General features: G+C 74.3%; 21 protein-coding genes and 2 pseudogenes. 10 read left to right on the top strand and 13 right to left on the bottom strand.

The window, feature by feature from the left end:
• Positions 1–370: 370 nt before the first annotated feature.
• Positions 371–1,771, bottom strand: a complete 1,401-nt coding sequence (locus ACSLIC_RS25395) for an NAD(P)-binding domain-containing protein (protein ID WP_436740018.1) — start codon at positions 1,769–1,771, stop codon at positions 371–373.
• A 104-nt stretch (positions 1,772–1,875) separates the two neighbouring features.
• On the opposite strand from ACSLIC_RS25395, the gene ACSLIC_RS25390 reads away from it, so the two are divergent.
• Together ACSLIC_RS25390 and ACSLIC_RS25385 are read left to right on the top strand one after the other, a co-directional pair.
• A complete protein-coding gene (locus tag ACSLIC_RS25390) occupies positions 1,876–2,052 on the top strand; it encodes a hypothetical protein (RefSeq protein WP_436740017.1) in 177 nt (58 codons plus the stop codon).
• Positions 2,053–2,142: 90 nt separating this feature from the next.
• Positions 2,143–2,511 (top strand): ArsR/SmtB family transcription factor, encoded by a 369-nt coding sequence (locus tag ACSLIC_RS25385; RefSeq protein WP_436740016.1) that lies wholly within the window; start codon positions 2,143–2,145, stop codon positions 2,509–2,511.
• A gap of 189 nt (positions 2,512–2,700) precedes the next feature.
• Here the strand turns inward: ACSLIC_RS25385 and arsB are convergent, their stop codons facing one another.
• Complete coding sequence (gene arsB, locus ACSLIC_RS25380) at positions 2,701–3,813, bottom strand: ACR3 family arsenite efflux transporter (protein WP_436740015.1); 1,113 nt, start codon at positions 3,811–3,813, stop codon at positions 2,701–2,703.
• A complete protein-coding gene (locus tag ACSLIC_RS25375) occupies positions 3,810–4,118 on the bottom strand; it encodes an ArsR/SmtB family transcription factor (RefSeq protein ID WP_436740014.1) in 309 nt (102 codons plus the stop codon). Before ACSLIC_RS25375 ends, arsB begins: the two co-directional genes overlap by 4 nt.
• 95 nt (positions 4,119–4,213) lie before the next feature.
• Between ACSLIC_RS25375 and ACSLIC_RS25370 the strand changes: the two genes are divergently transcribed.
• Complete coding sequence (locus tag ACSLIC_RS25370) at positions 4,214–4,648, top strand: arsenate reductase ArsC (protein ID WP_436740480.1); 435 nt, start codon at positions 4,214–4,216, stop codon at positions 4,646–4,648.
• Positions 4,649–5,005: 357 nt separating this feature from the next.
• Positions 5,006–6,289, top strand: coding sequence for an MFS transporter (locus ACSLIC_RS25365; RefSeq protein WP_436740013.1), 1,284 nt, complete (start codon positions 5,006–5,008; stop codon positions 6,287–6,289).
• A 23-nt stretch (positions 6,290–6,312) separates the two neighbouring features.
• On the opposite strand, the gene ACSLIC_RS25360 is transcribed toward ACSLIC_RS25365, so the two are convergent.
• On the bottom strand, positions 6,313–6,660 hold the full coding sequence (locus tag ACSLIC_RS25360) for a hypothetical protein (RefSeq protein ID WP_436740494.1): 348 nt from the start codon (positions 6,658–6,660) through the stop codon (positions 6,313–6,315).
• On the opposite strand from ACSLIC_RS25360, the pseudogene ACSLIC_RS25355 reads away from it, so the two are divergent.
• Positions 6,604–7,382 (top strand): annotated as a pseudogene (locus tag ACSLIC_RS25355) (TetR/AcrR family transcriptional regulator C-terminal domain-containing protein). The gene ACSLIC_RS25360 and the pseudogene ACSLIC_RS25355 sit on opposite strands and share 57 nt — an antisense overlap.
• Here the strand turns inward: ACSLIC_RS25355 and ACSLIC_RS25350 are convergent.
• The 4 genes from ACSLIC_RS25350 to ACSLIC_RS25335 all read right to left on the bottom strand — a co-directional run bounded on the left by ACSLIC_RS25350 (position 7,369) and on the right by ACSLIC_RS25335 (position 11,583).
• Entirely contained in the window at positions 7,369–8,088 is a 720-nt protein-coding gene (locus tag ACSLIC_RS25350) for a ribonuclease H family protein (RefSeq protein WP_436740012.1), read from the bottom strand. The pseudogene ACSLIC_RS25355 and the gene ACSLIC_RS25350 sit on opposite strands and share 14 nt — an antisense overlap.
• A 194-nt stretch (positions 8,089–8,282) precedes the next feature.
• Positions 8,283–8,972 carry a YoaK family protein gene (locus ACSLIC_RS25345; RefSeq protein WP_436740011.1) on the bottom strand — a complete coding sequence of 230 codons (690 nt, stop codon included), beginning with the start codon at positions 8,970–8,972 and terminating at the stop codon, positions 8,283–8,285.
• 97 nt (positions 8,973–9,069) lie between these two features.
• Entirely contained in the window at positions 9,070–9,432 is a 363-nt protein-coding gene (locus ACSLIC_RS25340) for a hypothetical protein (RefSeq protein WP_436740010.1), read from the bottom strand.
• Positions 9,433–9,561: 129 nt separating this feature from the next.
• Positions 9,562–11,583 (bottom strand): M4 family metallopeptidase, encoded by a 2,022-nt coding sequence (locus ACSLIC_RS25335; RefSeq protein WP_436740009.1) that lies wholly within the window; start codon positions 11,581–11,583, stop codon positions 9,562–9,564.
• A gap of 437 nt (positions 11,584–12,020) precedes the next feature.
• Here ACSLIC_RS25335 and ACSLIC_RS25330 point away from each other — a divergent pair.
• A pseudogene (locus ACSLIC_RS25330) lies at positions 12,021–12,496 on the top strand (SigE family RNA polymerase sigma factor).
• Positions 12,483–13,190, top strand: coding sequence for a hypothetical protein (locus ACSLIC_RS25325; RefSeq protein WP_436740008.1), 708 nt, complete (start codon positions 12,483–12,485; stop codon positions 13,188–13,190). Before ACSLIC_RS25330 ends, ACSLIC_RS25325 begins: the two are co-directional and overlap by 14 nt.
• Positions 13,191–13,374: 184 nt before the next feature.
• Here ACSLIC_RS25325 and ACSLIC_RS25320 read toward each other — a convergent pair whose 3' ends face one another.
• Both ACSLIC_RS25320 and ACSLIC_RS25315 read right to left on the bottom strand, forming a co-directional pair.
• On the bottom strand, positions 13,375–14,307 hold the full coding sequence (locus tag ACSLIC_RS25320) for an NADP-dependent oxidoreductase (RefSeq protein WP_436740479.1): 933 nt from the start codon (positions 14,305–14,307) through the stop codon (positions 13,375–13,377).
• Between the two features lie 91 nt (positions 14,308–14,398).
• Positions 14,399–15,487 (bottom strand): MGDG synthase family glycosyltransferase, encoded by a 1,089-nt coding sequence (locus tag ACSLIC_RS25315; RefSeq protein WP_436740007.1) that lies wholly within the window; start codon positions 15,485–15,487, stop codon positions 14,399–14,401.
• Between the two features lie 196 nt (positions 15,488–15,683).
• On the opposite strand from ACSLIC_RS25315, the gene ACSLIC_RS25310 reads away from it, so the two are divergent.
• From ACSLIC_RS25310 to ACSLIC_RS25300, 3 genes are read left to right on the top strand one after another with little or no spacing between them, the layout of a single operon-like run.
• A complete protein-coding gene (locus ACSLIC_RS25310; protein ID WP_436740006.1) occupies positions 15,684–16,475 on the top strand; it encodes an SDR family NAD(P)-dependent oxidoreductase in 792 nt (263 codons plus the stop codon).
• 15 nt (positions 16,476–16,490) lie between these two features.
• Positions 16,491–17,372: a DMT family transporter gene (locus ACSLIC_RS25305; protein ID WP_436740005.1), complete on the top strand. Its 882-nt coding sequence runs from the start codon at positions 16,491–16,493 to the stop codon at positions 17,370–17,372.
• Complete coding sequence (locus ACSLIC_RS25300) at positions 17,366–18,133, top strand: polysaccharide deacetylase family protein (protein WP_436740004.1); 768 nt, start codon at positions 17,366–17,368, stop codon at positions 18,131–18,133. Before ACSLIC_RS25305 ends, ACSLIC_RS25300 begins: the two co-directional genes overlap by 7 nt.
• A gap of 280 nt (positions 18,134–18,413) precedes the next feature.
• Here ACSLIC_RS25300 and ACSLIC_RS25295 read toward each other — a convergent pair whose 3' ends face one another.
• From ACSLIC_RS25295 to ACSLIC_RS25285, 3 genes are all read right to left on the bottom strand, one after another.
• On the bottom strand, positions 18,414–21,446 hold the full coding sequence (locus tag ACSLIC_RS25295) for a hypothetical protein (RefSeq protein ID WP_436740003.1): 3,033 nt from the start codon (positions 21,444–21,446) through the stop codon (positions 18,414–18,416).
• The gene (locus ACSLIC_RS25290) at positions 21,447–23,309 is read right to left on the bottom strand and encodes an HSP90 family protein (RefSeq protein ID WP_436740002.1); all 1,863 of its coding nucleotides are present in this window, start codon (positions 23,307–23,309) and stop codon (positions 21,447–21,449) included.
• Positions 23,310–23,438: 129 nt separating this feature from the next.
• A complete protein-coding gene (locus ACSLIC_RS25285) occupies positions 23,439–24,410 on the bottom strand; it encodes a hypothetical protein (protein ID WP_436740001.1) in 972 nt (323 codons plus the stop codon).
• Positions 24,411–24,938: the final 528 nt, after the last annotated feature.

Here is a 24,938-nt window from a genome sequence, read left to right as displayed (position 1 = left end):
CGGGGCCGGCGGACGGTCCGAGTGACGGAGTGCCTCGGCTCCGTCAATCGGCGCGTGCGCAGGGGGGCGCGAGGGGGTGTCGCAGAATCCGACCGTCTCCGACAGGCTCACCGCTGACCACTTGCTGACTTCAGTGAGGGCACCTCAGGTCTGCAGTCGGCTCATACCGCCTCGACGCTTCCCCCTCCCCCACACCCGCCAGGCGGCGTTCCCCCAAGACCTGGCAGACCTCTTCTTGAGCAACGGGACGTCGCCCGTCACACCCCGACGCCCCGGCTCGCGATCTGCGGGGCGCAGAGGGCGGGCAGGGCGGCGCGGGCACGCGACCGGCCCCGTTCCGGTCGCTGCCCCGCCGGGGTGCCGAGGTCGGTCACGAGCCGCAGCAGCCGCCCGCCGGAGCCTGGTCGACCCCCGCCCCGGCCGTGGCGGGGGCGCCGAGCTGGACGAGCTGCGGCGCGGGGGCGCAGCAGCCGCCACCGTCGACCTCAGCGGCGTCGCGGGCGTCGAACAGTCCGGCGCCGCCACAGACGCCGGTCTCGGGCAGAGTGAGTTCCACCTGGTCGGCGGAGTCGAGGTCCCCGGCGATCGCTGCGGCGACGGAGCGGACCTGCTCGTAGCCGGTCATCGCCAGGAACGTCGGAGCGCGGCCGTAGGACTTGATGCCCACCAGGTACACGCCCTGCTCCGGGTGGGAGAGCTCGCGGTGACCGTGCGGGTAGACGGTGCCGCAGGAGTGCTGGTTGGGGTCGATCAGCGGAGCAAGCTCGGTCGGCGCCTGGAGGCGCTCGTCGAGGCCCAGGCGCAGCTCGTCGAGGAAGGACAGGTCGGGGCGGAAGCCGGTCAGCACGATCACCTCGTCGACCGGGTCCAGGTGGCGTCCATCCTCGCCGACCAGGACCAGGCGGCCCTCGGCGTCGCGCTCGATCGCCTCGGTGCGGAAGCCGGTGACCGCGTCCGCGTGTCCCTCCTCGACGGCGGCCTTCGCCGCCAGGCCCAGAGCGCCACGCGCGGGGAGCTGGTCGGCTTCGCCGCCACCGAAGGTGGAGCCGGAGATACCCCGGCGCACGATCCACACGCCCTTCGTTCCCGCGCCGTCGTCGGACTTCGCCAGGTCGGCGAGGTAGGCGAGGGCGGTGAAGGCGGAGGCGCCGGAGCCGATGACGGCGGTACGCCTTCCCGCGTACCGGGCGCGCACGGCTGGGTCCCTGAGGTCGGGGACGCGGTAGGTGATGCGGTCACTTGCCGCCCGTTCGCCGAGCGCGGGCAGGCCGCTGCCGCCGGCCGGGCTCGGGGTTGTCCAGGTACCGGAGGCGTCGATGACCGCCCGGGCGAGGACGCGCTCCTCGCGGTCGCCGGCGGCGGTGAAGTGTACGACGAAGGGCTGGGTTTGGCGGTCGGCGTCGACGACGCGGTCGCGGCCGGCGCGGGACACGCCGGTGACGGTGGCACCGAAGCGGACGCGCTCACCCAGGACGTCAGCGAGAGGCTGGAGGTACTGCTCGACCCAGTCGCCGCCTGAGGGGTAGGCGTTCGCGTCGGGCCGCGCCCAGCCGGTGGGGGCCAGCAGCTTTTCGGCGGCGGGGTCGGTCACCTCGCCCCAGGTGGAGAACAGCCGCACGTGTGACCACTCGCGCACCGCGGCGCCCGCGGACGCCCCGGCCTCCAGAACCAGCGGCGCGATGCCGCGTTCGGCGAGGTGGGCGGCGGCGGCCAGGCCGATCGGGCCGGCCCCGATGACCACGACAGGCAGCTTGGAGGTGGGCGCGTTCACGGCGACTCCTTTGATTCGACGTCCGTCGATGGCTTACGCCGTCAGCATGGCACCTGATTCGACAAGCGTCAACATAGACGGTTGTCGAATTTAAGGGTGAGTTCATGGCGTACGCCGATGCCGCGATCAACAAGGGCGGACAGTCCGGGCCGACCGCCACCTGCTTCTGGCGCGAGCAGGGCTTGGCACCGCTGACACTGGAGGCGTTCGGGCGGGCGGCCGGATCGCGGCGGCTCTGGCCACCCGCACCCCAGCAGGCCCCGGCCGCCGCCGGCCTGTAGCGACCGACACCTGGCGGGCGAGGGCGGGCCCGTGACTGCACGCGACTCAACCCCCTCGCCCTCTGATTCGACATGTGTCAACATAGACGCATGTCGAATACGAAGGTGCCGCCGCCGCTGGAGCCGGAGACCGTGGTGCCGTGCTGCCCGCCGCTGACCGAGCGGCCACTCACCGCCGAGGAGGCGGAGCGGACCGCGAAGATGTTCAAGGCACTCGGCGACCCGGTGCGACTGCGGCTGTTCTCGGCGGTCGCCTCGCACCCCGGCGGGGAGGCATGCGTGTGCGACATCTCCGACGTCGGCGTCTCCCAGCCCACGGTGTCCCACCACCTGAAGAAGCTCAAGGAGGCCGGACTACTCACCTCCGAGCGGCGCGGCACCTGGGTGTACTACCGCGTCGAGCCGTCCGTGCTTGCCGCCATGGGCCAGCTGCTGGTAGGCGCCTCCGCTCCGGCATGACCACACCCGGACTCCCGTCGGTGAAGCCCTGTCACGTTCCGCCGCGGGCAGTCGCCAAAGGCGGTAGTGGACGAGGCGGGCGGTTGCCATCCCGACGGAATGGAGGAGGCGGAAGACCGGCTGGGCCCGCCCCGCCCCGGCGGGCGAATGCCGCCTGGCCGCCGACGACCACGACCTCCACGTCCTGCGTCACGGGGCCGTGGTCACCGCGTCGGCGGCGAACCTCCTTCGCCAGGCGAGGGCTACGTAGACCAGGCCGATCAGCACGGGGACTTCGATGAGCGGGCCGACGACACCCGAGAGGGCCTGGCCGGAGGTGACGCCGAAGGTGGCGATGGCGACGGCGATAGCCAGCTCGAAGTTGTTGCCCGCAGCCGTGAACGCCAGGGTCGTGGTGCGGTCGTAGGCCAGGCCGAGACCCTTGCCGAGGAGGAAGGTGCCGAAGAACATGACCGCGAAGTACACCAGCAGCGGCAGCGCGATCCGGGCGACGTCCAGCGGCTGCGAGGTGATCGTCTTTCCCTGCAGGGCGAAGAGGATCACGATCGTGAACAGCAGCCCGTACAGCGCCCACGGGCCGATCTTCGGCAGGACCGTCCGCTCGTAGCCCTCACGGCCCATCTTCCGCTCGCCGACGCGACGGGTCAGGAAGCCGGCCAGCAGTGGGACGCCGAGGAAGACGACCACGTTCAGCGCGATCTCCCACATCGAGATGTCCAGGTGCTCGCCGGCGCCGAGGCCGAGCCAGCCCGGCAGCAGGTCGAGATAGAACCAGCCCAGCAGGCCGAACGCGATGACCTGGAAGACGGAGTTCAGAGCGACGAGGACGGCGGCGGCCTCGCGGTCGCCGCAGGCCAGGTCGTTCCAGATGATGACCATGGCGATGCAGCGGGCCAGACCGACGATGATCAGGCCGGTGCGGTACTCGGGCAGGTCCGGCAGGAAGATCCACGCCAGGGCGAACATCACCGCCGGTCCAAGGAGCCAGTTGATGACCAGGGAGGAGGTCATCAGCTTGCGGTCGCCGGTGACGGCGTCGAGCTTGTCGTAGCGGACCTTCGCCAGAACCGGGTACATCATGATCAGCAGGCCGAGGGCGATCGGCAGGGAGATACCGCCGATCTCCACCTTCGCCAGCGCATCGTTCAGCCCAGGGATCACCCGTCCGAGCCCGAGGCCGACGGCCATGGCGATGAGGATCCACACCGCGAGGTAGCGGTCGAGGGTGGAGAGCTTCTTGACGATCGAGTCGTCCCCGCCTCCGGCCGGAGCGGGGGTGATGGTGGGCTGGGGGGAGGTCACGGGCAGGCCCTCCTGTTCTCGGCGGCGGTGCGGGCGGAAGCGGCAAGCTCGGCGAACTGCGCGGACAGGCCGGCCAGGACCTCGGGCTTGAGCTTGTAGTAGGTGAACCGACCGCACGGCTCGGTCTCCACGATGCCGGCCTCACGCAGCACCTTCATGTGATTGGACAGGTTGGTCTGCTTGGCTCCGGTCTCCTCGACCAGGTGCGTCGTGCACAGGGTCTCGCACGCCAGCAGGTTCACGATCTTCAGGCGGAGCGGATCGCCCAGCACCCGGATCACATCAGGATCGACTGAAGTCAGCATGTACTGATACTTTCACATCACCGCCCGCTGATACCAGCGAGGGCTGAAGTCATCGGCGGCTGGATTTCGCCATGCGACAGGAGAGAGCGATCATCATGGCCGACAAGCCGTCCGTCCTGTTCGTCTGCGTCCACAACGCCGGCCGGTCCCAGATGGCGGCCGCCTGGCTGACCCACCTGGCCGGCGACCGCGTCGAGGTCCGCTCCGCCGGCTCCAACCCGGGCGACCAGATCAACCCGGCCGCCGTCGAGGCCATGGCCGAGGTCGGCATCGACATCTCCAAGCAGACGCCGAAGATCCTCACCGTCGACACGGTCCGCGAGTCGGACGTCTGCGTCACCATGGGCTGCGGCGACACCTGCCCCGCCTTCCCCGGCAAGCGCTACCTCGACTGGAAGCTCGAGGACCCGGCCGGCCAGGGCGTCGAGGCCGTGCGCCCGATCCGCGACGAGATCAAAACCTTGGTGGTGGACCTGATCGACAAGATCACCCCGGCGAAGCCAGAGGCGGCGACGGAGGCGACGACGTGAGCGAGATACGCGAGGTCGTCGTCATCGACTCCGGCCTCACCTGATACGCCGCCGCGCTCCACACCGCCCGCGCCCACCTCACGCCCCTGCCCTTCGGCAGCTCCGCCTTCGTCGGCGGCGCGCCCACGACTCTCCACGTGGTCCGGTGGTCCAGTTGACGAGTTCCGAGACCTGCCCGACGAACGCCACGTCGTCGTGGCTGATCCGGCGGAAGCGTGCTCCCGACGGATTGTCGATCACCGGCCCCACCAGATGGCAGAGCCGATCGGCGACGGAAGGCGAGCTCGGGTGACGGGAGTGTGTCGACTCCGTCAAACCGCGCGTGAGCAGGGGGGATGCGGGGGAAAGGTCAGGACCATGACAGATACCGTCACGCTGCCGAACCGACCCGCGCAACCCGTCCGACAGCTCCTCGCCGCCTCCGTCGGCAACGCTGTCGAGTGGTACGACTGGTACGCCTACACCTTCCTGGCGACCTACATCGCCGCCCAGGTCTTCCCCAAGGACGCCGACGACTCGTTGGTGCCGTTGCTCTCCACCTTCGCCGTCTTCGCGGTCGGGTTCTTCATGCGGCCGGTCGGCGGTCTGCTGATGGGCGCTGTGGCGGACCGACGCGGGCGGCGGGCAGCGCTGACGGTGACGATCCTGCTGATGGGCGGGAGCAGTCTGCTGGTGGGGCTCACGCCCACCTACGCCTCGGCGGGGCTGCTGGCGCCGGTGGTGCTGGTGGTCGCGCGGCTGCTGCAAGGGCTTTCGGTGGGCGGCGAGTTCGCCGCCTCGACGACCTTCCTGGTGGAGTCGGCCGGGCCCGGCCGGCGCGGCCTCTTCTCCAGTTTCCAGTACGTGTCGACCACGGTGGGCCAGTTGGCCGCGTCCGGCGTCGCCGCGCTGCTCGTCTCCTCGCTGTCGCCGGGGCAGATGGACGGCTGGGGCTGGCGCGTCCCCTTCGTCCTCGGTGCGGTGCTGAGCCTGGTCGGCTTCTGGATCAGGCAGGGCGCGCACGAGACCCGCAGCGAGGCGCAGCAACGCGCCCCCAAGCCACGCCTGTTCGACGCGCTGCGCCATCACCCGCGCCAGTCCCTGCTGATCTGCGGCATCACCGCCGGCGGGACGCTCGCCTACTACACCTGGACCTCCTACCTCCCGACCTACGCCGAGCTGAACGTCGGCATGGACAAGGCGGACGCGCTACTGGTCGGCACCGTCTCGCTGGCCGTCTTCGCGCTGCTCCAGCCGGTGGGCGGGATGGTGTCCGACCGGTACGGACGCAAGCCGCTGCTGCTCTTCTTCGGGCTCGGATTCGCCCTGCTGTCGGTGGCGCTGCTGCGGGCGCTGACCGGGTCGCTGCTGTCGCTGCTGCTGGTGCAACTGGCGGGCATGGTGCTGCTGACCGGGTTCACCTCGATCTCGGCCGCGGTCAACGCCGAGGTGTTCCCGGCGCGGGTACGGGCGGCGGGGATCGGATTCCCCTACTCGCTGACCGTGGCCCTGTTCGGCGGCACGGCCCCGTACATGGGGACGCTCTTCAAGGACCTCGGCCACCCGGGACTGTTCCCCTGGTACGTGAGTGTGCTGTGCCTGGTCTCGTCCGTGGTCTACCTGCGGCTGCCGGAGACCGCCCACAAGGAACTGGACCGGTGAGCCGCTGAGTCCGGACGCCCGCGTCAGCCCGCACACACCTCGGCCAACCACGGCCTGAGGACGGGCAGGACGGCGCCCGGCTGCATGGCACCGGTGTGGTCGAGGCCGTCCAGGACCTGGACCTGCCAACCCGCGGCCTCCAGCCGGGCGCGGTCGCGGGTCAGCGGACCGGCCATGTCGACGGTCACGCCGCCCCAGCCGGGCCCGTAGGGGATCACGTCCGCCGATCCGGCGAAACAGAGCCGGGGACAGCCGACCCGGCTCTGCGCCGCCTCCTCGTCGAACCCGTCGAGGGCCTGGTAGAGACCGAGGAACTGGGCGGTCTGCGCGCCGTCCGCCGCGATCTCCAGGCGGAGGCCGGGGGCAGGCAAAGTGGCCCGGGGCCGAAACCGGCGCTGAGCGTCGCGGCGGTGGTCGCGGCGGCCGTCGAGGTGGCCGACGAGGGCGGGGGGCGGCCCTGTCGATGCGCGCGGTCGCCGACCGGCTGGGCCGCTCGCCGATGGCCCTGTACACCTATGTTCCGGGCAAGGCGGAGCTGGTCGACCTGATGTACGACCGGGCGCACGCGGAGCTGCCCGGCGCGTACCCGCTGGACGGCGGCTGGCGGGCGGCGGCCACCGCCTGGGCGGCCGATCTGCGCGCGCTCTACCTGCGCCACCCCTGGCTGCTCCAGGTCTCGTACGCACGGCCGGTGCTCGGCCCCTGCGAGCAGCGGGTGATGGAGTCGCTGGCGGGCATCCTCTTCGCGACCGGTCTGCCGGCGAGCGCTCTCCGGGCGGCGGCCGCCTCCCTCTTCGACCTGGTGCGGGGCGGGGCGCGGACGCGGGCGGAGGCGCGGCTCGCCGCGACGGCGACCGGGGTGGAGGACACCGAGTGGTGGGCGGAGCGCTCGGCACGGCTCGACGAGGTGGCGCCCGACTTCGCGGAGCGGTTCCCGCTGTCGGTGCGATGGTCGGCCGAGGGCACCGGCGGCGGGGCGCCGACCACATGGGAGGAGCGGATGGACGCCACCCACGCGGCCGGGCTCGCGCTGCTGCTGGACGGGGTGGAGGCGGCGGCCGGGGCGCCGCCGGGCGGGGTCAGCCGGCGCTGACCGCCTCACGGCACTCGGGGTGCCCCCAGCTGCTGCCGTTCTTGGTGATCTTCTCGCCCGCCGCGTAGGGCCGACCGCAGGCGCAGCGGCCGGGGAACTTCGCGGTGATGGCGCGTCCGGTGCCTCCGTTTCCACTTCCGGTCTTGCGCGCACCGGCGCGGGCGCCGCCCTTGGGCCGGGCCTTGGGGGCGGCGGCGCGGGAGGGGTCGGGCTCGGGCCAGGGCGAGCCGAGGGCGCTGCTCGCCGCCTCCTGAGAGGCGGCGACGTCGGTGGCGGCCTGGTCGGCGAGGGCGTTGAGGGCGTCGCCGCCCACCTGGTGCGCGGCGACGTGGACGAAGGTGACGTCGCGCCCGGCCAGCAGGGCGTCGATGGCCACCACCAGTTCCTGGTTGGCGACGGGCTTGCCCGCGCTGGTCTTCCAGCCGTTCCGCTTCCAGCCGGGCAGCCAGGTGGTGACCGCCTTCATCGCGTACTGCGAGTCCATCCGCACCTCCAGGGGAACGGACGGGTCGGTGGCCTTCAGAAGCTCTTCGAGGGCGGTCAGCTCGGCGACGTTGTTGGTCGCGGTGCCGAGTGGTCCGGCGGCCCAGCGCTCGGGGCTGCCGTGGGCGTCGGCGGCGACCCAGCCCCAGGCGGCCTTGCCCGGGTTCCCCTTGGAGGCTCCGTCACAGGCGGCGATGATGCGATCGTTCATGGCCCGCATCATGCCAGCGCGGGTACGGGGTACGTCCACTCCGGCCCCGGGCTGGGCGGCCGGAGCGGCCTCGGCCCACGCCTGCACTCGACGGAGCCGTTGACCGGGCGGATCGTCTCGCCGGAGTGGCCGCCGACGATGGCCTTGTGCACCGTCCTGGTGCCGGAGCCGTCCGGAACCGGGGCGGGCGTCCCGGCCAGGTCCCGTCACTCCCGCCGTCCCGCCGCGACCACCGCGACCGCCGCCGCCACCAGCAGCGCCGGCAGGAAGAGTGCCACGTCCGGTGCCACCCGGCGGATCAGGACGGCGCCGCAGGCCCCGGCGAAGAGGCAGGTGAGACGCGCGACGGCCCACCCGTCCACACCCCCCGGCTGCCGCGCGGCGAACCCGGCGACCAGCGTGGTGAGCGTACTGGTGAAGAACGTGGTGGGCGCGCCCTCCCGGCCCAGCGACAGCACGGTCGTCGCCTGCACGCCCATCGCCGCCGACAACGGGACCAGCAGCACCCAGGCCGCCGCGCCCCCGGGGTCGGGCCGGTCCGCGACCGTCCAGACGACCGCCACCCCGGCCAGCACCACCGCCTCGGCCCCCAGGCACAGCAGCGCCCCGCGCGGCCAGGCCCGCCGCCCGCCCCGACGCGCGGTCAGAGGCACCGCCAGCACCGTGCCCAGCACATACCCGCCCAGCGCCAGCGCGGGCGCCCACACCCCCTGGCTCCGCTCCATCGCCGCGGCTGCCCCCAGCAGAACGAGATTGCCGGTCATGATCCCGGCGAAGGCCCCGCCGAGCGCGACCACGGCGAGGACGTCGGCGGCGCCGGAGGCGAAGCTCAGCAGGAGGAGCGCCGAGCGGCCACACCTGCGGGCACGGCCTGTCGCCGGCTGACGGTCCCGCACTTCCCTACCTCCCGCCGCCCGGTTCCGCCTTCGGGCGCCGGCCGGGCTCCGGCACACCCGGCCGGTGCCTCAGGGCGCCTCCTGCCCGCGGGCCGCCTCACCGCACTTGGGCATCCGAGTTCACCTCGGGGTCCCACCCCAGTTCCCGCAGCCCCCGTCGGATGGCCTCCCGGCGGGGCGGGTCGATGGCGCCCAGTTTGAGGTCGGCGCGGGCGCGTTCGTCGACGGCGAGGGCGAGGGCGGCGTCGATTCGGCCGGTGCGGCGCCAGGCGGCGCGGCGGCCTTCCTCGGCGCGGAGGTAGCTCTCCGTCTCGTCGTACTCGGAGGTCCCTTCGGTGGCCGCGCTGAGCTGGCCCTCCCACTCGGAGAGCTGGCGGGCCAGGTAGACGTCCACCGCCTCCCGGGCCATGGCGGCGTCCTCGGACTCCTGCGGTTCCGCGCCCTGCGCAAAGTCACTCATAGCGGCACCGTAGACGGGGGCGGGTCGCCGGGCAGCTCGGAGCGGGCGGGGGAGGGACCGGTGCACGGGCGCCGCCCCGGAGCGCGGGGCTCCGGGGCGGCGGTCGCGTCGCAGGCGGGTGCGGTGCGGCTACGGCAGGACGATCTTCCAGCTGTTGACGCGGCCGGTGTCCGAGCGGGCGGTGTCCTGCACGCGGAGCTTCCAGGTGCCGTTGGCGGTCTGCGCGGAGGCGTTGACGGTGTAGGTCTCCTGGACGTTGTCGGCCGAGTCCGAGGAGCTGGCGCTCTTCAGCCGGTAGGCGGTGCCGTTGGGGCCGACCAGGTCGATGACGAGGTCGCCGCGCCAGGTGTGGGTGATGTCGACGGTGACCTGGAGGGTGGCGGGGGCGTTGCCGGTGCGGCCGGTGACGGCTATGTCCGAGGTGACCGCGGCGCCCGCGTCGGGGATGGCGACGGGCGTGGTGTTCTCGAAGGTGGTGCCGCCGCTGCCCCCGCCGGAGCGGGCGCCGACCGCGACGCCGGCCCAGGCGTCCTGGACGGCCTTGTACTCGGCACTGCTGGTGCCGTACAGCTCGCCGGCGGCGGCCAGGGTCCCGGTGCGGGCGCCGGCGTAGTTGGTGGTGGAGGTGAACTTGGTGGTGAGGGCCTTGAACCAGATCATCGCGGCCTTGTCGCGGCCGATGCCGGTGACGGGCAGGCCGTCGGCGGTCGGCGAGTCGTAGCTGACGCCGTTGACCGTCTTGGCGCCGCTGCCCTCGGAGAGGAGGTAGAAGAAGTGGTTGGCGACGCCCGAGGAGTAGTGGACGTCGACGTTGCCGATGCCGGAGTACCAGGAGTCCTTGGACATGCCGTCACGGGAGGGCTTGTCCATGTACCGCAGGGGGGTGCCGTCGCCGTTGATGTCGATCTTCTCGCCGATGAGGTAGTCGCCCTTGTCGGCGGTGTTGTCCTCGTGGAACTCGACGGCCGTGGCGAGGATGTCACTGGTCGCCTCGTTGAGACCGCCGGACTCGCCGCTGTAGACGAGCTTGGCGGTGACGGAGGTCAGGCCGTGGGTCATCTCGTGGGCGGCGACGTCCAGTGAGGTGAGCGGGGCGGCGTTCCCCGAGCCGTCGCCGTAGGTCATGCAGAAGCAGCTGTCCTGCCAGAAGGCGTTGACGTAGTTGTTGCCGTAGTGGACGCGGGAGTACGCGCCGACGCCGTCGCCCCGGATGCCGGAACGGCCGTGGACGTCCTTGTAGTAGTCCCAGGTGGCCTGCGCGCCGTAGGCGGCGTCGGCGGCGGCGGTCTCGGTGTTGCTCGCCTGGCCGTTGCCCCAGACGTCGTCGGGGCCGGAGAAGAGGGTGCCGGTGCCCGAGGTGGAGCGGTTGAGGTTGTTGGTGCGGTGGTTGCCGCGCCCGGCGTCGGTCAGGTTCCACGTGGAGCCGGACTGGGTGCTGCCGAGGGTGACGGTGCCGCTGTACTGGGTGTTGCCGGTGCCGTTCTCGACGGCCTGCCACTCGTGGAGCTTCTCGCCGGTGGCGGCGTCGGTGACCACGTGCAGTTCGTTGGGGGTGCCGTCGTGCTGGAGGCCGCCGACCACCGTCTCGAAGGCGAGGACGGGCTTGCCGTCGGCGTTCCAGACCACCTGGCGGGGCGCGCCGTCGGCGGCGGGCTTCTCCGCGTCGTGGGCCTCGGCGGCGTTCAGCGCCTGCTTCTTCGCGGCCGACGGGGCGATCTCCGCCTTGGTGGCGATGCCCTTGAGCGCGTTGCGGGACGCCTTGGTCACCCTCGCGGGGGTGCCGTCGGGCTCGGCGGCGACGACCAGGTCACCGCCGAGCACCGGGAGTCCGGCCCAGGTGCGCTCGTAGCGGGTGTGCAGGGTGCCGTCGCGGTCCTTGACCACGTCGCGGACGAGCAGCTTCTCCTGGTCGCCCAGTCCGAGTTCGGCGGCGACGGAGCCGGTCTTCGCCTCGGCGGCGCGGATCAGCGCGGCCCGCTGGGCGGGGCTCAGGTCGGCCGGCAGGGCGCCGGTGCGCGCGGCGGTGGGCTTGGCGGCCGGTGCGGGGTCGGCGGCGGTCGCCGGGGCCGTGGTGGCGGTGACGGCGAGCAGCGCGGTGACGGCGGCGAGGGCGCCGCCCGCGACGGCGCGCCGGTGGGAGGTGGGTCTCAACACGGACTCCTTCTGCGTGACCGCGGGGTACGCGGTCCGGGGGTGACGGGGCGGCGGGTGGCCGTCCCGGGCAGAACGGAAAGCGGAGTAGCACCGTGGGGGGAGGGCCGCGTGGCGGTGGTGCCGTGGGGTGCCGCGCGGTGGCCGAGGGGAAGATTCGCAGAGCGCGCCGCCCATGTCAGGTGCGCGTCAAAGGAATGGCCGGATCGCGTCCGCACCGGTCGGGCCCGGGCACCCGCGGCCACTCCCGGGAACGGAGGGTTCCGCGCTCGCGTCCCCGCGTACCGGCCCGCCCGACCCCCGGTCGTCACCCCGCGCCCCGCCATTCCGAAGCCCGCTCCGGAATAGTTCCCTCCAGATCCGGGTCGGCCGGAAACCGCCGCCCGCGACCGCGCCCGGTCGCCGACTCCCTCACCCCGGCCGCCCGCTGGCCCCGGCTGCTGAGGACCGCGTACCTGACCGGGGACCACCACGAGGCGGAGGACCCGGTGCAGGTGACACTGGCCAAGCTGTACCCGGCGTGGCCCCAGGTGCGGGACCTGGAGGAGCCCGACGCGTACGTGCGGCGCGCGCTGGTCAACAACAACCTGAGCCGGTTCCGCAAGCGGCGGGTGGTGCAGTTGCTCACCCCGAGCTGCCCGAGCGGGCTCAGGAGGGCGGCGCGGCCCGTACCGAGGAGCGTTCCCTGCTCCTGGAGGCGCTGGGCACCCTGCCGCCCCGGCAGCGCGCGGTGGTCGTGCTGCGGTACTGGGAGGACCTGAGCGAACAGCAGGCCGCCGAGGTGCTGGGCTGCTCCCCGGGCAAGGTGAAGAGCCAGGCCAGCAGGGGCCTGCGCAAACTCCGCGACCATCCGGCTCTGGCCGAGTCCCAGCCGCGCCCCGGCCGGGAGGAGCCCGCCGATGAACGCCCCTGACCCGGGTCGGCCCGAGGACGGCGCGGCATCGTCGCTACGGCGCGCCCTGCACAGCACCGCCGGTGAACTGGCCCCACCGCCCTATCCGGCGGAACGCGTCCGCCGTCTGGGCCGCCGCCGGGTGCGCGCCCGGCGGATCGCGGTCGCGGTCCCGGCGGCGGTGACGGTGCCGCCGTGGCTCGGCCCCGGCGGCGGCACGCCGCCGGCCGGCTCCGCCGCGAGCGGGCAGCCCGGTCACCGCGTACCGCCCTCACTGGCCCCCGCGCAGCCGCCCGCCCCGTCCGCCCGGCCCTGGCCCGCCGTACGGACGGTCCGGGCGGGCGAGCGGGTGGAGATCGGGCGCGGGCAGGTGCTGACGCTCACCGAGGACCAGGTCTGCCACCGCGACACGGGCGAGCCCGGGGGCGGCGACGACGCCTGCAAGAGCGTCAGCGACGGCAACCAGCAGGCCGGTTCCGGGAGCCTCCAGAGTTCCGGCACGCCGCTGCGCCCGCTGTACGTCGGTCCGGGCCGCGAGGCCCGGATGACCGTGGAGGTGGACGGCGAGGTGCTCCGTGCCCAGATCCTGACCCTGGAGGGGAGCCCCGGGTACGCGGTGGGCTACGTCTGGGGGGCCGGCGCGAGCTTCGACGGGCCGCCTGCGGTGGTCCGGGTCCGCGATGCGGAGGGCGAGCTTCTGGCAGAGTTCCCCTGACGGGACCCCGCCCCTGTACCGGCGGGCTCCGGAGCGGCGCGGGGGGACTGCACCGGGGCCCGCCTTCCCTTCCCCGCGCTCCCCGGCCGGGGCCGCACGGCCAGGTCCAGGCCGACGTCCTCGCACGCGACGCGACCGGCGCATCGCATCGGATTCGCGGTGGGCGGTTCAGCTGTCGGTCCACTCACTCCACTTCGAGGACGATCTTTCCGGTGGTCCGCCCGGTCTCGCCCAGCCGGTGGGCGGCAGCCGCCTCGGACAGCGGGAAGGTCGCCTCGACGCGCGGGCGGAGGGCTCCGGCGGCGACCAGGTCGGCGATGGCGTTCATGCCGGCGTGGTCGGCCTCGACCAGCATCGTCGCCGTGCGCACCCCGCGCTCGGCGGCCCGCGCCGCCTCCTCGGGCGTGCCGCCGCCGAGCAGGGAGACCAGGGTGCCCCCGGGGCGCAGCAGACCGATCGAGCGGGTGCGGGTGTCGCCGCCGAGCGGGTCGAGCACCATGTCGACGCCGTCGACCGCCTCGGCGAAGTCGGTGGTGCGGTAGTCGACGACCTCGTCGGCACCCAGTTCGCGCAGCAGGTCGTGCTTGGGAGCGCTGGCCGTGCCGATGACGTACGCGCCGTGCGCCTTGGCGATCTGCACGGCGGCGTGGCCGACACCGCCCGCCGCCGCGTGGATCAGCACCCGCTGTCCGGGGCCGATGCCGGCGGTGTCGATCAGCGCCTGGTAGGCGGTGAGGGAGACCAGCGGGAGGGCGCCCGCCTGGACGTGGTCGATCACCATGGGCTTACGGGTGAAGGCGCGGGCCGGCCCGACGACGTACTCGGCGTGCGAGCCGGAGCCGTGCGGGTAGGGCAGCATGCCGAAGACCTCCTCGCCGGGCGCGAAGAGGGTCACCCCGTAGCCGGTGGCCTCCACCACGCCGGAGGCGTCCCAGCCGAGCACGAGCGGGAGCCGGTCGACGAAGCCGGCCCGCGTGCGGTGCTTCCAGTCGGTCGGATTGACCCCGGCGGCGCGGACGGCGACCAGGATCTCCCCCGGTCCCGGCTCGGGCCTCGGCACCCTGGTCTCGTGGAGGACCTCGGGGCCCCCGTAACCGTCCTGGACGATGGCGCGCATGGTGGCCGGCTCCTGCGTCATGGTTCCAGCCTCGCGGAGGGCCCCGGCCCGCACCAGCCGGACGGGTGGGCGGGTGAACTTCTCCGGCCGGTCAGCCGACGGGGCCGACGAGCAGCTCGGCGGCGTCCGCCGTGAAGACGGCACGGCCCCGCTCCACCTGTGCGGTGCGCTCCGGACCGGGGACGACCAGCCGCCGGACAGCCGCCAGCAGTTCGTCCGGGTCGCGGGCGTACGTGCTGAGTCCGGCGGCGGCCATGCTCCGCGCCCCGTCGCGGCCGTGGCCGGGCAGTGGCCGCCAGGCGACCACGGGGACGCCGGCGGCGAGGGCCTGGGCCGCTGTCTGCCCGGCGGCGTTGTCGACCAGGAGCCGGGCCGTGCCCATCAGACCGGCCAGGTCATCCGTCCAGCCCAGGGCGACGGCGCCGGGGACGCGGGCCGCCCGGCGGCGCAGCCGCTCGTCGCGGCCGCAGAGCAGCACCGGCCGGCAGCCGTGACCGGCGAGGAGCCGGGCGGTTCCCACCGTCCGGGTACCGACGCCCCACGCACCGGTGGACAGCAGGACCGGCGGCGCCCCGGGCGGCAGGTCCGGCAGCACCCGTACGGGGTCTCGCGGCAGGTCGGCCGCCCGGTGGAACTCCGGCGGGACGACGGGCCCGGAGACGGCCGCCGGACGGCCGGTGGCGGCGCGGGCCGTGGCGGCGCCCCGTTCGGTGAGGCAGACGTACAGGTCGTTGCCGGGGTGCAGCCAGCCCCGGTGGACGGCGAAGTCGGTGACGAAGACGGAGGCGGGGACGGGCAGGACGCCTTCCGCGCGGAGCCGTCCGGTGATCTGCGCGGCGAGGTGGAAGGTGGGGACGACCAGGTCCGGGCCGAAGGCGCGGACGCGGCGCAGCAGCCGTCCGCGGGCCGTCACGGCCAGCGGCGCGCTGCCGGGTCGGGGCCCGTCTCCCGGGGAGAGGAAGAGGGCGTAGATGGCCGCGTACAGCGCGGGGGCGTGCCGCACCGTCCCCCGGTAGAAGCCGCGCAGGGCCCGTCCCGTGGGGGGCGGCAGGAGGGTGAGGACGTCGCAGACCTCGGTGGTGGCGCCCCGGTCTCGTAGCCTGCGGGCCAGTTCCGCGCAGACGGCGTCGTGCCCGGCGCCCATACTCGCGCCCAGCAGCAGGACCCGCAGCGTTCCCATGCTCCTCCTGTCGCCCGGCCGGTGGACTCGTCCCCCGCTTGCATGCCGCGTCCGGGCGGGGGCGCAATCGGCCCGATCGGGTGACCGGGCCGCGGCGTGCCCCACCGTTGGACGAGCGGTCCGCCCGCCGAGCACGGAAGCTGAGGGTCAGGCGTGCCGCGAGGAAGGGGACTGGCATGTGCGAGGAGTGGGCGGCATGACGCGGCCATCCGGGCCCGGGGCCGCACCCCGGCGGACCGTGCTGGTCACGGGGGCGTCCTCGGGCATCGGCGCCGCGGTGGCGGATTCCCTGCACGCCGACGGCCGGTGGCGGCTGCTGCTCAGCGGCCGCGACGGCGAGCGGCTCACGGCGGTCGCGGACCGGACCGGCGGCGAGGCGATCCGCGCCGACCTGGCGGCCGAGGGCGGCTGCGAGCACCTCGCCGAGGAGGCGGTGCGCCGCGCCGGGCGGGTCGACGCGCTGGTGGCGGGGGCGGGGATCGGCTGGGCGGGTCCGTTCGTGACGATGCCGCCGGAGGAGATCGACCGCGTCCTGACCGTCAATCTCACCGCCACACTGCGCCTGGTCCGGCTGCTGCTGCCGCCGATGGCGGCGCGCGGTACGGGGCGGCTGGTGCTGATCGGGTCGATGGCCGGCTGGGTCGGGGTGGCGGACGAGGCGGTCTACTCGGCGTCCAAGGGCGCCCTTCTGGCCTTCGCGGACAGCCTGCGCCGGGAGCTGACCGGGACCCGGGTGCGGGTCTCGGTGGTCTCGCCGGGCGCGGTGGACACACCGTTCTTCGCCCGGCGGGGCACCCCGTACCACCGGCGCCGCCCCCGTCCGGTCGCCGCCGAACGGGTGGCGCGCGGGGTGCGGGACGCGCTCGTACGGGGCCGGGAGAACATCCTGGTGCCGGGGTGGCTGACCCTTCCGGCACGGCTGCACGGAGCGGCGCCGGGACTGTTCGGAGCGGTGGCGGACCGTGCTGACCCGCGCCGTGCCGGCTGAGGCGGAGGAATCACGGTGACCGTACTGACGGTGGTACTGGCGCTCCTCGCAGCGCTGGGCAACGCGGGCGCCTCGGTGCTCCAGCGGCGCGGCACCACCCTGGAGGACGGCGGCCGGCAGGCCGGGTCCCGGTGGTGGTCCTGGGCCACGCGGCTGGTCCGCCGCCAGGTGTGGCTGTGGGGCGCCGCGCTGCTGGCGTTCTCCGGGCTGTGCCAGGCAGCGGCGCTGGCGGCCGGCCCGCTCGCCGTGGTGCAGCCGGTGATGACCGCCGAACTCCTCTTCACGATGGTGATCGGCGGGGCCGTCTTCCGCCGCCGCCCCGACGTCAGGACACGGTGGGCGTTCGTCGCGATGGCCGTCGGCCTGGCGGCGTTCATGGCGCTGCTCTCCCCCTCCGGCGGCCACTCGATCGTGCCGGGATCGCGGTGGCTGTGGTGGGGGGTGGTGCTGGCGGTGCTGACGGCGGTGCTCACGCTGGTGGCGCGGCGGCTGCCGCCGGCTCCGGCGGCGGCGGTCCTCGGCACTGCCACGGCGATCGGGTTCGCCTGCACCGCAGCGCTGGTCAAGGACGCCGTGGGGCGGCTGCCGGACGGCGGGCTCGGGGCGCTGGCGACCGCCTGGCAGGCGTACGCGGCCATCGGAGTGGGGCTGGGCGGCTTCCTGCTGCTGCAACTCACACTGCGGGCGGGCCCGCTGGTGGCCTCGCAGCCGGCCATGACGCTGGGCGACGCCTTCCTCAGCGTGCTGCTGGGGCGGGTCCTGTTCGGCGAGGAGCTGACCTTCGGAGTGCGGCTGCTGCCGGAGCTGCTGGCGCTCGCGCTGCTGATCGTGGGCACCATCCAGTTGGCCCGCTCCCCCTTGCTGACCTCGACCGACGGCCAGGAGCGGCAGTGGTGAGCGCTCCCGGAGCGGCGGGGGCACTGGCCGGCGGCGCGCTGGCCGTCGCCGCGTGGCACATCGGTCCGGCGGCGACCTGGCTGCCCGGTCTCCGTACGGCGTTCTGCCCGGGGCTGGACGGCCGGGGCGCGCCCGGCCGGGCGGCGCTCACCTTCGACGACGGGCCGGACCCGGTGAGCACCCCGCACTTCCTGCGCGCGCTCGACGCGCTGTCGGTGCGGGCCACCTTCTTCGTCCTCGGCAGCCGGCTGGAGCGCCATCCGGAGCTGGGCCGGCGGATCGCGGCGGCCGGGCACGAACTGGCGGTGCACGGCTGGGAGCACGACCGGCCGTGGCTGCCCCGGCCGGGCCGGGACGCGGCGGAGCTGGCCCGGGCCGCGGCCTCGGTCCAGCGGATCACGGGGCACCGGCCGCTCTGGTACCGGCCCCCGTACGGCATCCTGACCGGGGGCCGGTGGGCCGCCGCCCGCCGGACGGGGCTGCGGCCGGTGCTGTGGTCGGCGTGGGGCCGCGACTGGACCGCGTCCGCGACCCCGGACGGTGTCGTCGCCGAGGCCGCGTCCCGGCTGGGGCCCGGCGGCACGCTGCTGCTCCACGACTCGGACGCGTACGCGGCGCCGGGCGCGTGGCAGGTGACCTTGGCCGCGCTGCCCCGGCTGGTCGCGTACTGCCGCGGGCTCGGGCTCGTGGTGGGGCGGCTCGCCGACCACGGGCATCCGGGCGGTGGCGTGCCGTACGGCTTCCCGGGTGCGCCGGGGTGAGGGCCGCCGCCACGGTCGTGCACGGTCTCCCGTCGTCCTGTCCCGTGGGGCAGAGCGCGTCAGGGGTGGCCCTCGCGGGCAGGTGATGCGGCGCACCGCGTTGTCCGCGGCGGCGCCGCCGGGGCGTGGTGATGGGCGCTGCTCCCGGTCTCCCGAGGCTTCGCCAGGCGCAGTCGGCACCCCATGCCCCGGCTGCCGGGAGAGCGGAACCGGTCGGCGTGATCAGGCCGCCGGGCCGGGCGGCGCGGAAGGCGCGCCGCCCGGCCCGGCGGCCGTGGCCTCAGTCGGTGGTGCCGGTCGTGAGGTCCTCGCGGACGGCGGTGAGCATCTGCGCCGCCTCGGGCAGACCGGCCCGCTCGCAGCGGGTGGCGGCCTCGGCGAGCCGGTCCACCGCCTCCTGCGTGCGGCCGAGACCGCGGGCCTCGATCAGGGCGGTGATGCGGACGGCCTCGGCCCACTCCTCCTCGCCTTCGGCGTCGCCGGCCCCGAAGGCGTCGACGGCTTGTTCGGCCTCGGGGAGGGCCTCGGCGAAGCGCTCGGCCAGGGCGAGGACACGCGCCCGCCGGTAGTGGATGCTGCCCCGGGCGAACCAGTGGACGAACTCCTCGTCGTCCTCGGGGACGCAGGCGTACAGCGCGTCGGCGTCGGCGAGGCGGCGCAGCGCGTCGTCGACCGCCTCGGCGCCGTGGGCGTCCGTGGTGAGGCGCGCGAACTCGCAGGCCGTCTCCAGCAACGCCGACGGGTTCGGTGCCTCGGCGTGCGCGGCGAAGGCCCGGTCGTAGGCGGTGTGCGCCGCCTCCCAGTGGCCGGCCAGCGCCAGCGCGGTGGCGGCCTCGGCGGCGACCGTGGTGAGGGTCTGCGCGCCGTCCTCCCAGTCGGCGACGGTGTCGGCCAGCCGCAGGAACTCCTCGGCGGCGGGCAGGTGCTCCCCCAGCGCGCGCAGGCTCCGGCCGAGGGTCAGGCGGGTCTGGGCGAGCAGCCGTTCGTCGAGTGCGGCCGCTGACTCGTCGCCGACGACGGACTCCAGGACGGCCACCGCGTCGGCCTGCCGGCCGGTGCGGGCGAGGAGGTCGGCGAGCTGGAGCCGGGCGTCGGCCGCGTCATTCGGCTCGCCCTCGCGGTCGAAGCGGGTGGCCGCCTCGGAGAAGTGGCGCACGGCTCCGGTGAGGTCGCCGGTGTGCGTCCCGGCGTGGCCGAGCAGCAGGTACGTGGGCGCCATCGGGAAGAGCGCGTCCTCGTACCGGACGGCGTCGGTGAGCGCCTGGTGGAGGAGCCCGGCGGCTTCCTCGGGTCGGCGAAGGCCCAGCAGCACCTGGGCGAGCAGGGCGCGGACGCGGGTCCCGCGCCAGGGGCGGCCGGATGCCTCGATCTCCTCCAGGGCGACGCGCAGTTCCGTCTCGGCGGTGGCGTGGTCGCCGAGCCGGGCGGCGACGTCACCGGCGAACATGCGGGCGGCGGCGCGCTGGTGGGCCACGCCGAGCCGGCCGGCCTCGCTGTCCAGCGTGGCGCGGAGCGACTCGAACCGCTCGCGGTCGGGCACGGGGATCTCCGGCATGCCGGCCAGGGCCACGCGGTACGCGGCGAAGACCCGGCAGTGCAGCACGGTGAGGTACTTCTCGGCGGTGGCCGAGCCCGGGGCGGGGCCGGTCGCGGGGAGCGGCTCGGGTTCGGCGCCGGTGGCGTCGTGGGCGGCGATCCGCTTCTCGAACAGCCGCTCCGCCTCCCGCAGTACGGCGTCGAGCGCGGCCCACAGCCCGGCGCTGCCGGGGCCGCCGGCCTCGTCCTGGCCGTCGCCGGAGCCGTCCCGGGCGTCGCCGCCGTCGTCACCGCCGGGGATCAGGACGTCCCAGGAGAGGGCGCGGGCCCGGGCGACCAGGGCGTGCCAGGCCATGCCCGCGGCCTCGTACAGCTCGGCGGTCTCCTCCAGCGCGGTCCGCGCCTCCCGGTCGCGGTCCTCGGCGGAGAGGGCGTGGGAGTGCTGTTCGGCGAGTTCGGCGCGGAGCCGCGCCTCGGGGCCGAGCGTGTCGTCGTGGGCGTACCCGTCGGCCTCCGCGATCTCGGCCACCCGGTTCCACAGCGGGGTGTCGCCGGGGTGGCCGGCGGTGGCCATCCGGCGTGCCTCGCGGACCAGTTCGGTGAAGTCCTCGGGGATCTCCCGGGCGGGGCCGGCGGCCGGGGCGGGAGTGCGTACGGCGGCGGGTCCGGTGCGGGCGGTACGCAGGCCGAGCGGCAGCGGTTCCTCCAGCAGCGGGCGCCGGTCCAGCCGTAGGCGGCGCTCGCCGCTCACGGTGGTGGTGCCGTTGCGGGTGTCGAAGGCGACCGCCAGCCGGTCCGCCTCCTCGCGGACCTCGGCGAGGAGTTCGCGCGCCGTGCGGTTGCGGCCGGGCGGGCCCCCGACGAGCGTGTCCGCGTGCCCCTCCTCGACGAGCTGGGCGAGGAGCACCTCGGTGCCGGTGAGGAAGCCGAGGCGGGCCAGCGGGGCTCCGGTGGCCTCGAAGAGCGGGCGGTTCTCGGCGAGGATCTCCACGCCGCGCCCGGCGTTGCGGGAGAGCGCGCAGAACTCCAGGTGGAGGCCGATCTCCTCCTGCATGCCGGTACGGCCGCGGACCTGCCGGTAGCCGGTGAGGTGGTGCGAGCGGGCTTCGTCCACCCGGCCCAGGCGCAGCAGCGGGAGCAGGGCGTGCGCCTGGCTCATCTGCGGTTCGTCGGAGCAGCTGACGGAGCCGTCCAGGACGGGCCGCCAGGTGTCGAGCGCGCCCGTGTCGTCCCCGGCGGCGGTACGGTGCAGCGCGTGGTGGCGGGTCTCGCACGCCTCGCAGTCGCTGAGGCGGGTCCGGGGCCTGGTGGCCCAGAGATCGTAGGCGTCCGGCACTCCGGTGCCGGTGTGCCGGGCGAGGTGGTAGCGCATGGCGGCCACCGGCTGCGGGCCGTGCCCGGCGTCCTCGTACCGCTCGCGCATCCGGTCGATCCAGCCGTGCACGGTGGCCAGCGGCATGTCCGGGACCTGGAGCAGGGAGGTCGTCACCCACTTGAACCGCCAGTCGGTCTGGTGGTCCTCCCACTCGCTGAACGCGTCGGGGCTGCTCTCGCGCAGCTTCAGCAGCCGGGCGAAGACCACCGGCGACTTGCGGTGCTCGCCGGTGAACTCGTAGGCGGCCATCAGTTCCAGGAGCGCCGTGACCAGGAGCGCGGGGTCGTCGAACGCCTCAGCGGTCTCGGCCAGTTCCTCGGCGGTCACGGTGCGGTGCACACCGTGCGGGCGGCCGTCGTTCTCACGCAGCGCGTCGAGCACCGCTTCCGGGGTGTCCAGCATTTACGCGTCCTTCCGGGGCTCGGTGCCGGACCCGGCCGGGCCGGCCGGGTGCATGGCGTGGGTGAGCAGGCCGATGAATGCCCGGTTGAGCAGGGCGCTCTCGCTAGCCCTGAGCGGGCGGCGGCTGAGCAGCAGGGCCTGGCCGTAGAGGGCTTCGGCGGCGGTGGTGGCGAGGCCGCGCTCGGTGATGGTGAGGGCCTGGCGCACCAGCGGGTTGAGGTGGTTGAGGACCAGTTGGGCACGGGGCGTCTCGTCGCGCAGCGAGCCGAGGATGTCGGCCCACAGGCCGTCGCTGTCGGAGGCGAGGGAGGAGCGGGTCCGCTCGTGGCGGGCCTCGCGGTTGTCCAGGAGCAGGGCGGGCGCGGTGACCGGTTGGAAGTCCCGGAGGACCACGTCGCAGTCGTGGGCCGCGATGGTCTCGCGGGCGAGCGCGAGGAAGGCCGCGGCGCGGAGTTCGGCCGACGGGTCGACGGCGTCGAGGTGGGCGGTGACGGTGGCCGGGTCGAGGTCGGTGACGGTGCTGCCGGGGCGGATCTCGGGGAGCCGGTGGACCAGGTCGCGGTCGTAGGTGTAGCCGCCGTTGACGACGCCGAGTCCGGCGGCCGAGGCGATGGGCGCGACCTGGCGGAACTCCTCGACGCTGCGGGTGACCAGGACGGTGGGGTGGTTGCGGGCGAACTCCTCCAGCGTGACGTTGCCGTCGGTGGTCTCGAAGGGCAGCCAGGGCAGGACGACGCGCAGCAGTTCGTCGTCGTAGCGGGCGAGCGCCTTGACGGCGAGGTGGTGGGTGTCGATGAAGCGGTGCAGCAGGGCGGGGTCGCTGGCGGCGAGGCCGGTCAGCCAGTCGCGGATGCGCTGCCCGAGGGCGTCGCGGACCGCTGCCAGGGTGCCGTCCTCGTACAGGGCCTCGCGGGAGGCGGTGGGGCGCAGGCTGGTGGTGTCGACGACGCAGCGGACGAAGAAGGCCCAGTCGGGAAGGAGTTCGGGCGCCTTGTCGGTGAGGAGCATCCCCTTGAGGTGGACCCGGTGTCCGGCGCGCTGGGCGGGGCTGACCGCGGTGGGCAGGACGTAGGCGACGCCGCGCAGCCCGGCGGCGGGCAGGTCCAGCTCGATGGTGTCGAGCGGGGTGAAGTCGAAGGTGGCGCGGCAGTACGCGGTGAGGGCTTCCCGGCGGGCGAGCGGCGAGCCGTGCGGGCGCTCCCACGGCGGGGTGTCGTTGACCTGGGCGGCGGTGCCCCGGGGGTCGACGACGGTGACCTCGTGGCGCAGCAGGCCGCCGAAGTGGCGGGCCAGTTCGGTGACGCGCTCGGGGGTGGTCCACTCGGCGTTGTCGGCGCGCGGGGTGAGGCGGACGGTGGTGCCCGGTTCGGGCATCGCGGCGGCCGGGAGGGTGCGGATGGTGTAGCGGCCGTCGCTGTGGCCGCGCCATTCGACGGTGGGCGCGCCGGGGTCGGTGGCGGGGCGGCTGACGACGGTGATCTCGTCGGCGACGACGAAGCAGGCGAGCAGGCCGATGCCGAACTGGCCGATGAACTCCCCGCGCGCGGACTCCAGTCCGGCGCCGTCGAGGCCGCCGTCGGCGTGCCGCTTGGAGCTGCGGCCGATGGTGGCGAGGAAGCGGTGCACGTCGGCCTCGGTGAGGCCGATGCCGGTGTCGGTGACGGTGAGCGTCTCGCCGGTCCGCACGGTGATGGCGGCGGGGGCGCCGGGGTCGGCCACCTGCCGGGCGGTGATCGCGTCGGCGGCGTTCTGGAGGAGCTCGCGCAGGTAGACGCGGGGGCTGGAGTAGAGGTGGTGGGAGAGCAGGTCCACCAGGCCGCGCAGGTCGACCTGGAAGCTGTGGGCGGACTCGGAGTGGAGCACCAGTGGGTTCCCTCGTCGGGCGCGCGCCGGTGCGGCGTCGCGCGGGTGGGGTGAGCCGTCCGGCGGGGCCCCGGCTGTGGGCGGGGCCCTCGTTCACGGGCGGGTGGTCGGGCGGTGGTGCGCGCGGGCTCAGCGGGCGGCGGCGCGGTTCTCGCGGTAGGCGGCGGCCGGGTCGGCGTCGAGGTAGTACCAGGGGAAGCGGGTGACGATCCCGTTGGTGCCGTCGAAGCAGAGCTTGGCCAGGTCGTGGTCGCCGGTGAGCGAGAAGGCCATCGCGAAGGTGTTGTAGACCTGGAGCCAGCCCTGGTCGTACGCGAAGTCCTCGTGCCAGATGGAGCGTTCGGCGGCCTCGGTGAGCGAGGCGGTGACCTCGGGCTGTCCCAGGTACTCGGCGTCGGCGCCGGAGTCGAGGGCGAGCCACTGCTCGATGTGGGCCAGGGCGACGAGCTGGCCGAGCATGCTGCCAGCCGGGGCGTCGCGCAGGGCCTGGCCGGCGAAGGCGTGCGTCTCCTCGTGGGAGCCGCCCCACTTGTGGCACAGCTGCTGGATCTGCTGCTGATGGGCACCGAGGTGGTGCGGGTGACGCCGCACGGCCGCCTCGAAGCGGCGGCGGGCGACGGTCTGCCCGACCTGGAGGCCGCGGCCGCTCATCTGGAGGAAGTACCAGGGGCTGACCCACTCCGGCTCGCGCTCGGCGGCCGCGTACAGCCACTTCTCGGCGGTCCGCAGCCGGTTGTGGAAGACCTGGAACTGCTCGCGCGAGACGTGCTGGGCCCGGGCGCCGGTGCGTGCCTCCCACCCCCAGTTGACGTGGCGGGCCCCGGCGACGAGCAGCGGCAGGGCCGAGTCGGGCTCGGCCTCCACGGCCTGGGGTATCCAGTTCTCCACGTTCGCGGTCTCGGCGACCGCGGTGATCAGCCAGGTGCGGTCCTCGGACTCGGGACGCTCCGTCAACTGCTGCCGCACCGCCGTCCAGTCGGCGGCCTCGGCCGCCGCGCGGATGCGCCCGATCTCGGGCTCTCCCTGGTTCTCGTCCACCTCGGCGGTGGGACGGCCGATCCATCTCCTCAGCGAGGACCCCGCCCCCCGGAGCAACGCCATGACACCCAACCCCCTGCCGCGCCCGGCCCCCTCGGACCGTCGACGCCTCGTTCGCAGGTAGTTAAGTATCACGCCCGGCCGACACCCGCACACTCGTTTGACGTGCGGGTTCGCGGGCCGGCGCGGCCCCATTCGCCCCTCCCTCCAGTACGCAATACCGCTCCATGGAAATGTGACGGCGGGTCCGGGATTCACCCCCGCCCGGGCTGCGTCCGGAATCCCCCCACCCGGTCCGGGACACGCCGAGAATCGCGCACGTACTTCCGAACCCGACCGGCACACCACCCCTGAGCTGCCACTTTCCCAACTGGACTGCATACCCGGGCATCTGCGGCCGACCTCGCGAGAAGCGCGTACGCATTTCCTTCACTCCTTGATCACATTCCGCGACCCGTATCCCGCGGAACGGCCGAAGGTAAGCGCGGCCCGGGCGCCGAGGCGTGATACCGCGTGAAGAGCGGGCCCTCGATCACGCTCCGCCGACCGGCCGCGTGAACCTCGGCCGGAAACCGCCGGGCGGGCCACTCG

Source organism: Streptomyces sp. BBFR102, assembly GCF_051397025.1.
GTDB lineage: Bacteria > Actinomycetota > Actinomycetes > Streptomycetales > Streptomycetaceae > Streptomyces.
Note: the sequence above shows the minus strand (reverse complement) of the source record. Positions and strands in the feature narration are given on the sequence as shown.

Excerpts from the sequence above, each read along its gene's own strand:
- ACSLIC_RS25365 (WP_436740013.1), top strand. The coding sequence starts at position 5,006 with ATGACAGATACCGTCACGCTGCCGAACCGACCCGCGCAACCCGTCCGA.
- ACSLIC_RS25385 (WP_436740016.1), top strand. The coding sequence starts at position 2,143 with ATGTCGAATACGAAGGTGCCGCCGCCGCTGGAGCCGGAGACCGTGGTG.
- ACSLIC_RS25325 (WP_436740008.1), top strand. The coding sequence starts at position 12,483 with ATGAACGCCCCTGACCCGGGTCGGCCCGAGGACGGCGCGGCATCGTCG.
- ACSLIC_RS25295 (WP_436740003.1), bottom strand. The coding sequence starts at position 21,446 with ATGCTGGACACCCCGGAAGCGGTGCTCGACGCGCTGCGTGAGAACGAC.
- ACSLIC_RS25340 (WP_436740010.1), bottom strand. The coding sequence starts at position 9,432 with ATGAGTGACTTTGCGCAGGGCGCGGAACCGCAGGAGTCCGAGGACGCC.
- ACSLIC_RS25370 (WP_436740480.1), top strand. The coding sequence starts at position 4,214 with ATGGCCGACAAGCCGTCCGTCCTGTTCGTCTGCGTCCACAACGCCGGC.
- ACSLIC_RS25315 (WP_436740007.1), bottom strand. The coding sequence starts at position 15,487 with ATGGGAACGCTGCGGGTCCTGCTGCTGGGCGCGAGTATGGGCGCCGGG.
- ACSLIC_RS25350 (WP_436740012.1), bottom strand. The coding sequence starts at position 8,088 with ATGATGCGGGCCATGAACGATCGCATCATCGCCGCCTGTGACGGAGCC.
- ACSLIC_RS25375 (WP_436740014.1), bottom strand. The coding sequence starts at position 4,118 with ATGCTGACTTCAGTCGATCCTGATGTGATCCGGGTGCTGGGCGATCCG.
- ACSLIC_RS25310 (WP_436740006.1), top strand. The coding sequence starts at position 15,684 with ATGACGCGGCCATCCGGGCCCGGGGCCGCACCCCGGCGGACCGTGCTG.
- ACSLIC_RS25390 (WP_436740017.1), top strand. The coding sequence starts at position 1,876 with ATGGCGTACGCCGATGCCGCGATCAACAAGGGCGGACAGTCCGGGCCG.
- ACSLIC_RS25320 (WP_436740479.1), bottom strand. The coding sequence starts at position 14,307 with ATGCGCGCCATCGTCCAGGACGGTTACGGGGGCCCCGAGGTCCTCCAC.
- ACSLIC_RS25285 (WP_436740001.1), bottom strand. The coding sequence starts at position 24,410 with ATGGCGTTGCTCCGGGGGGCGGGGTCCTCGCTGAGGAGATGGATCGGC.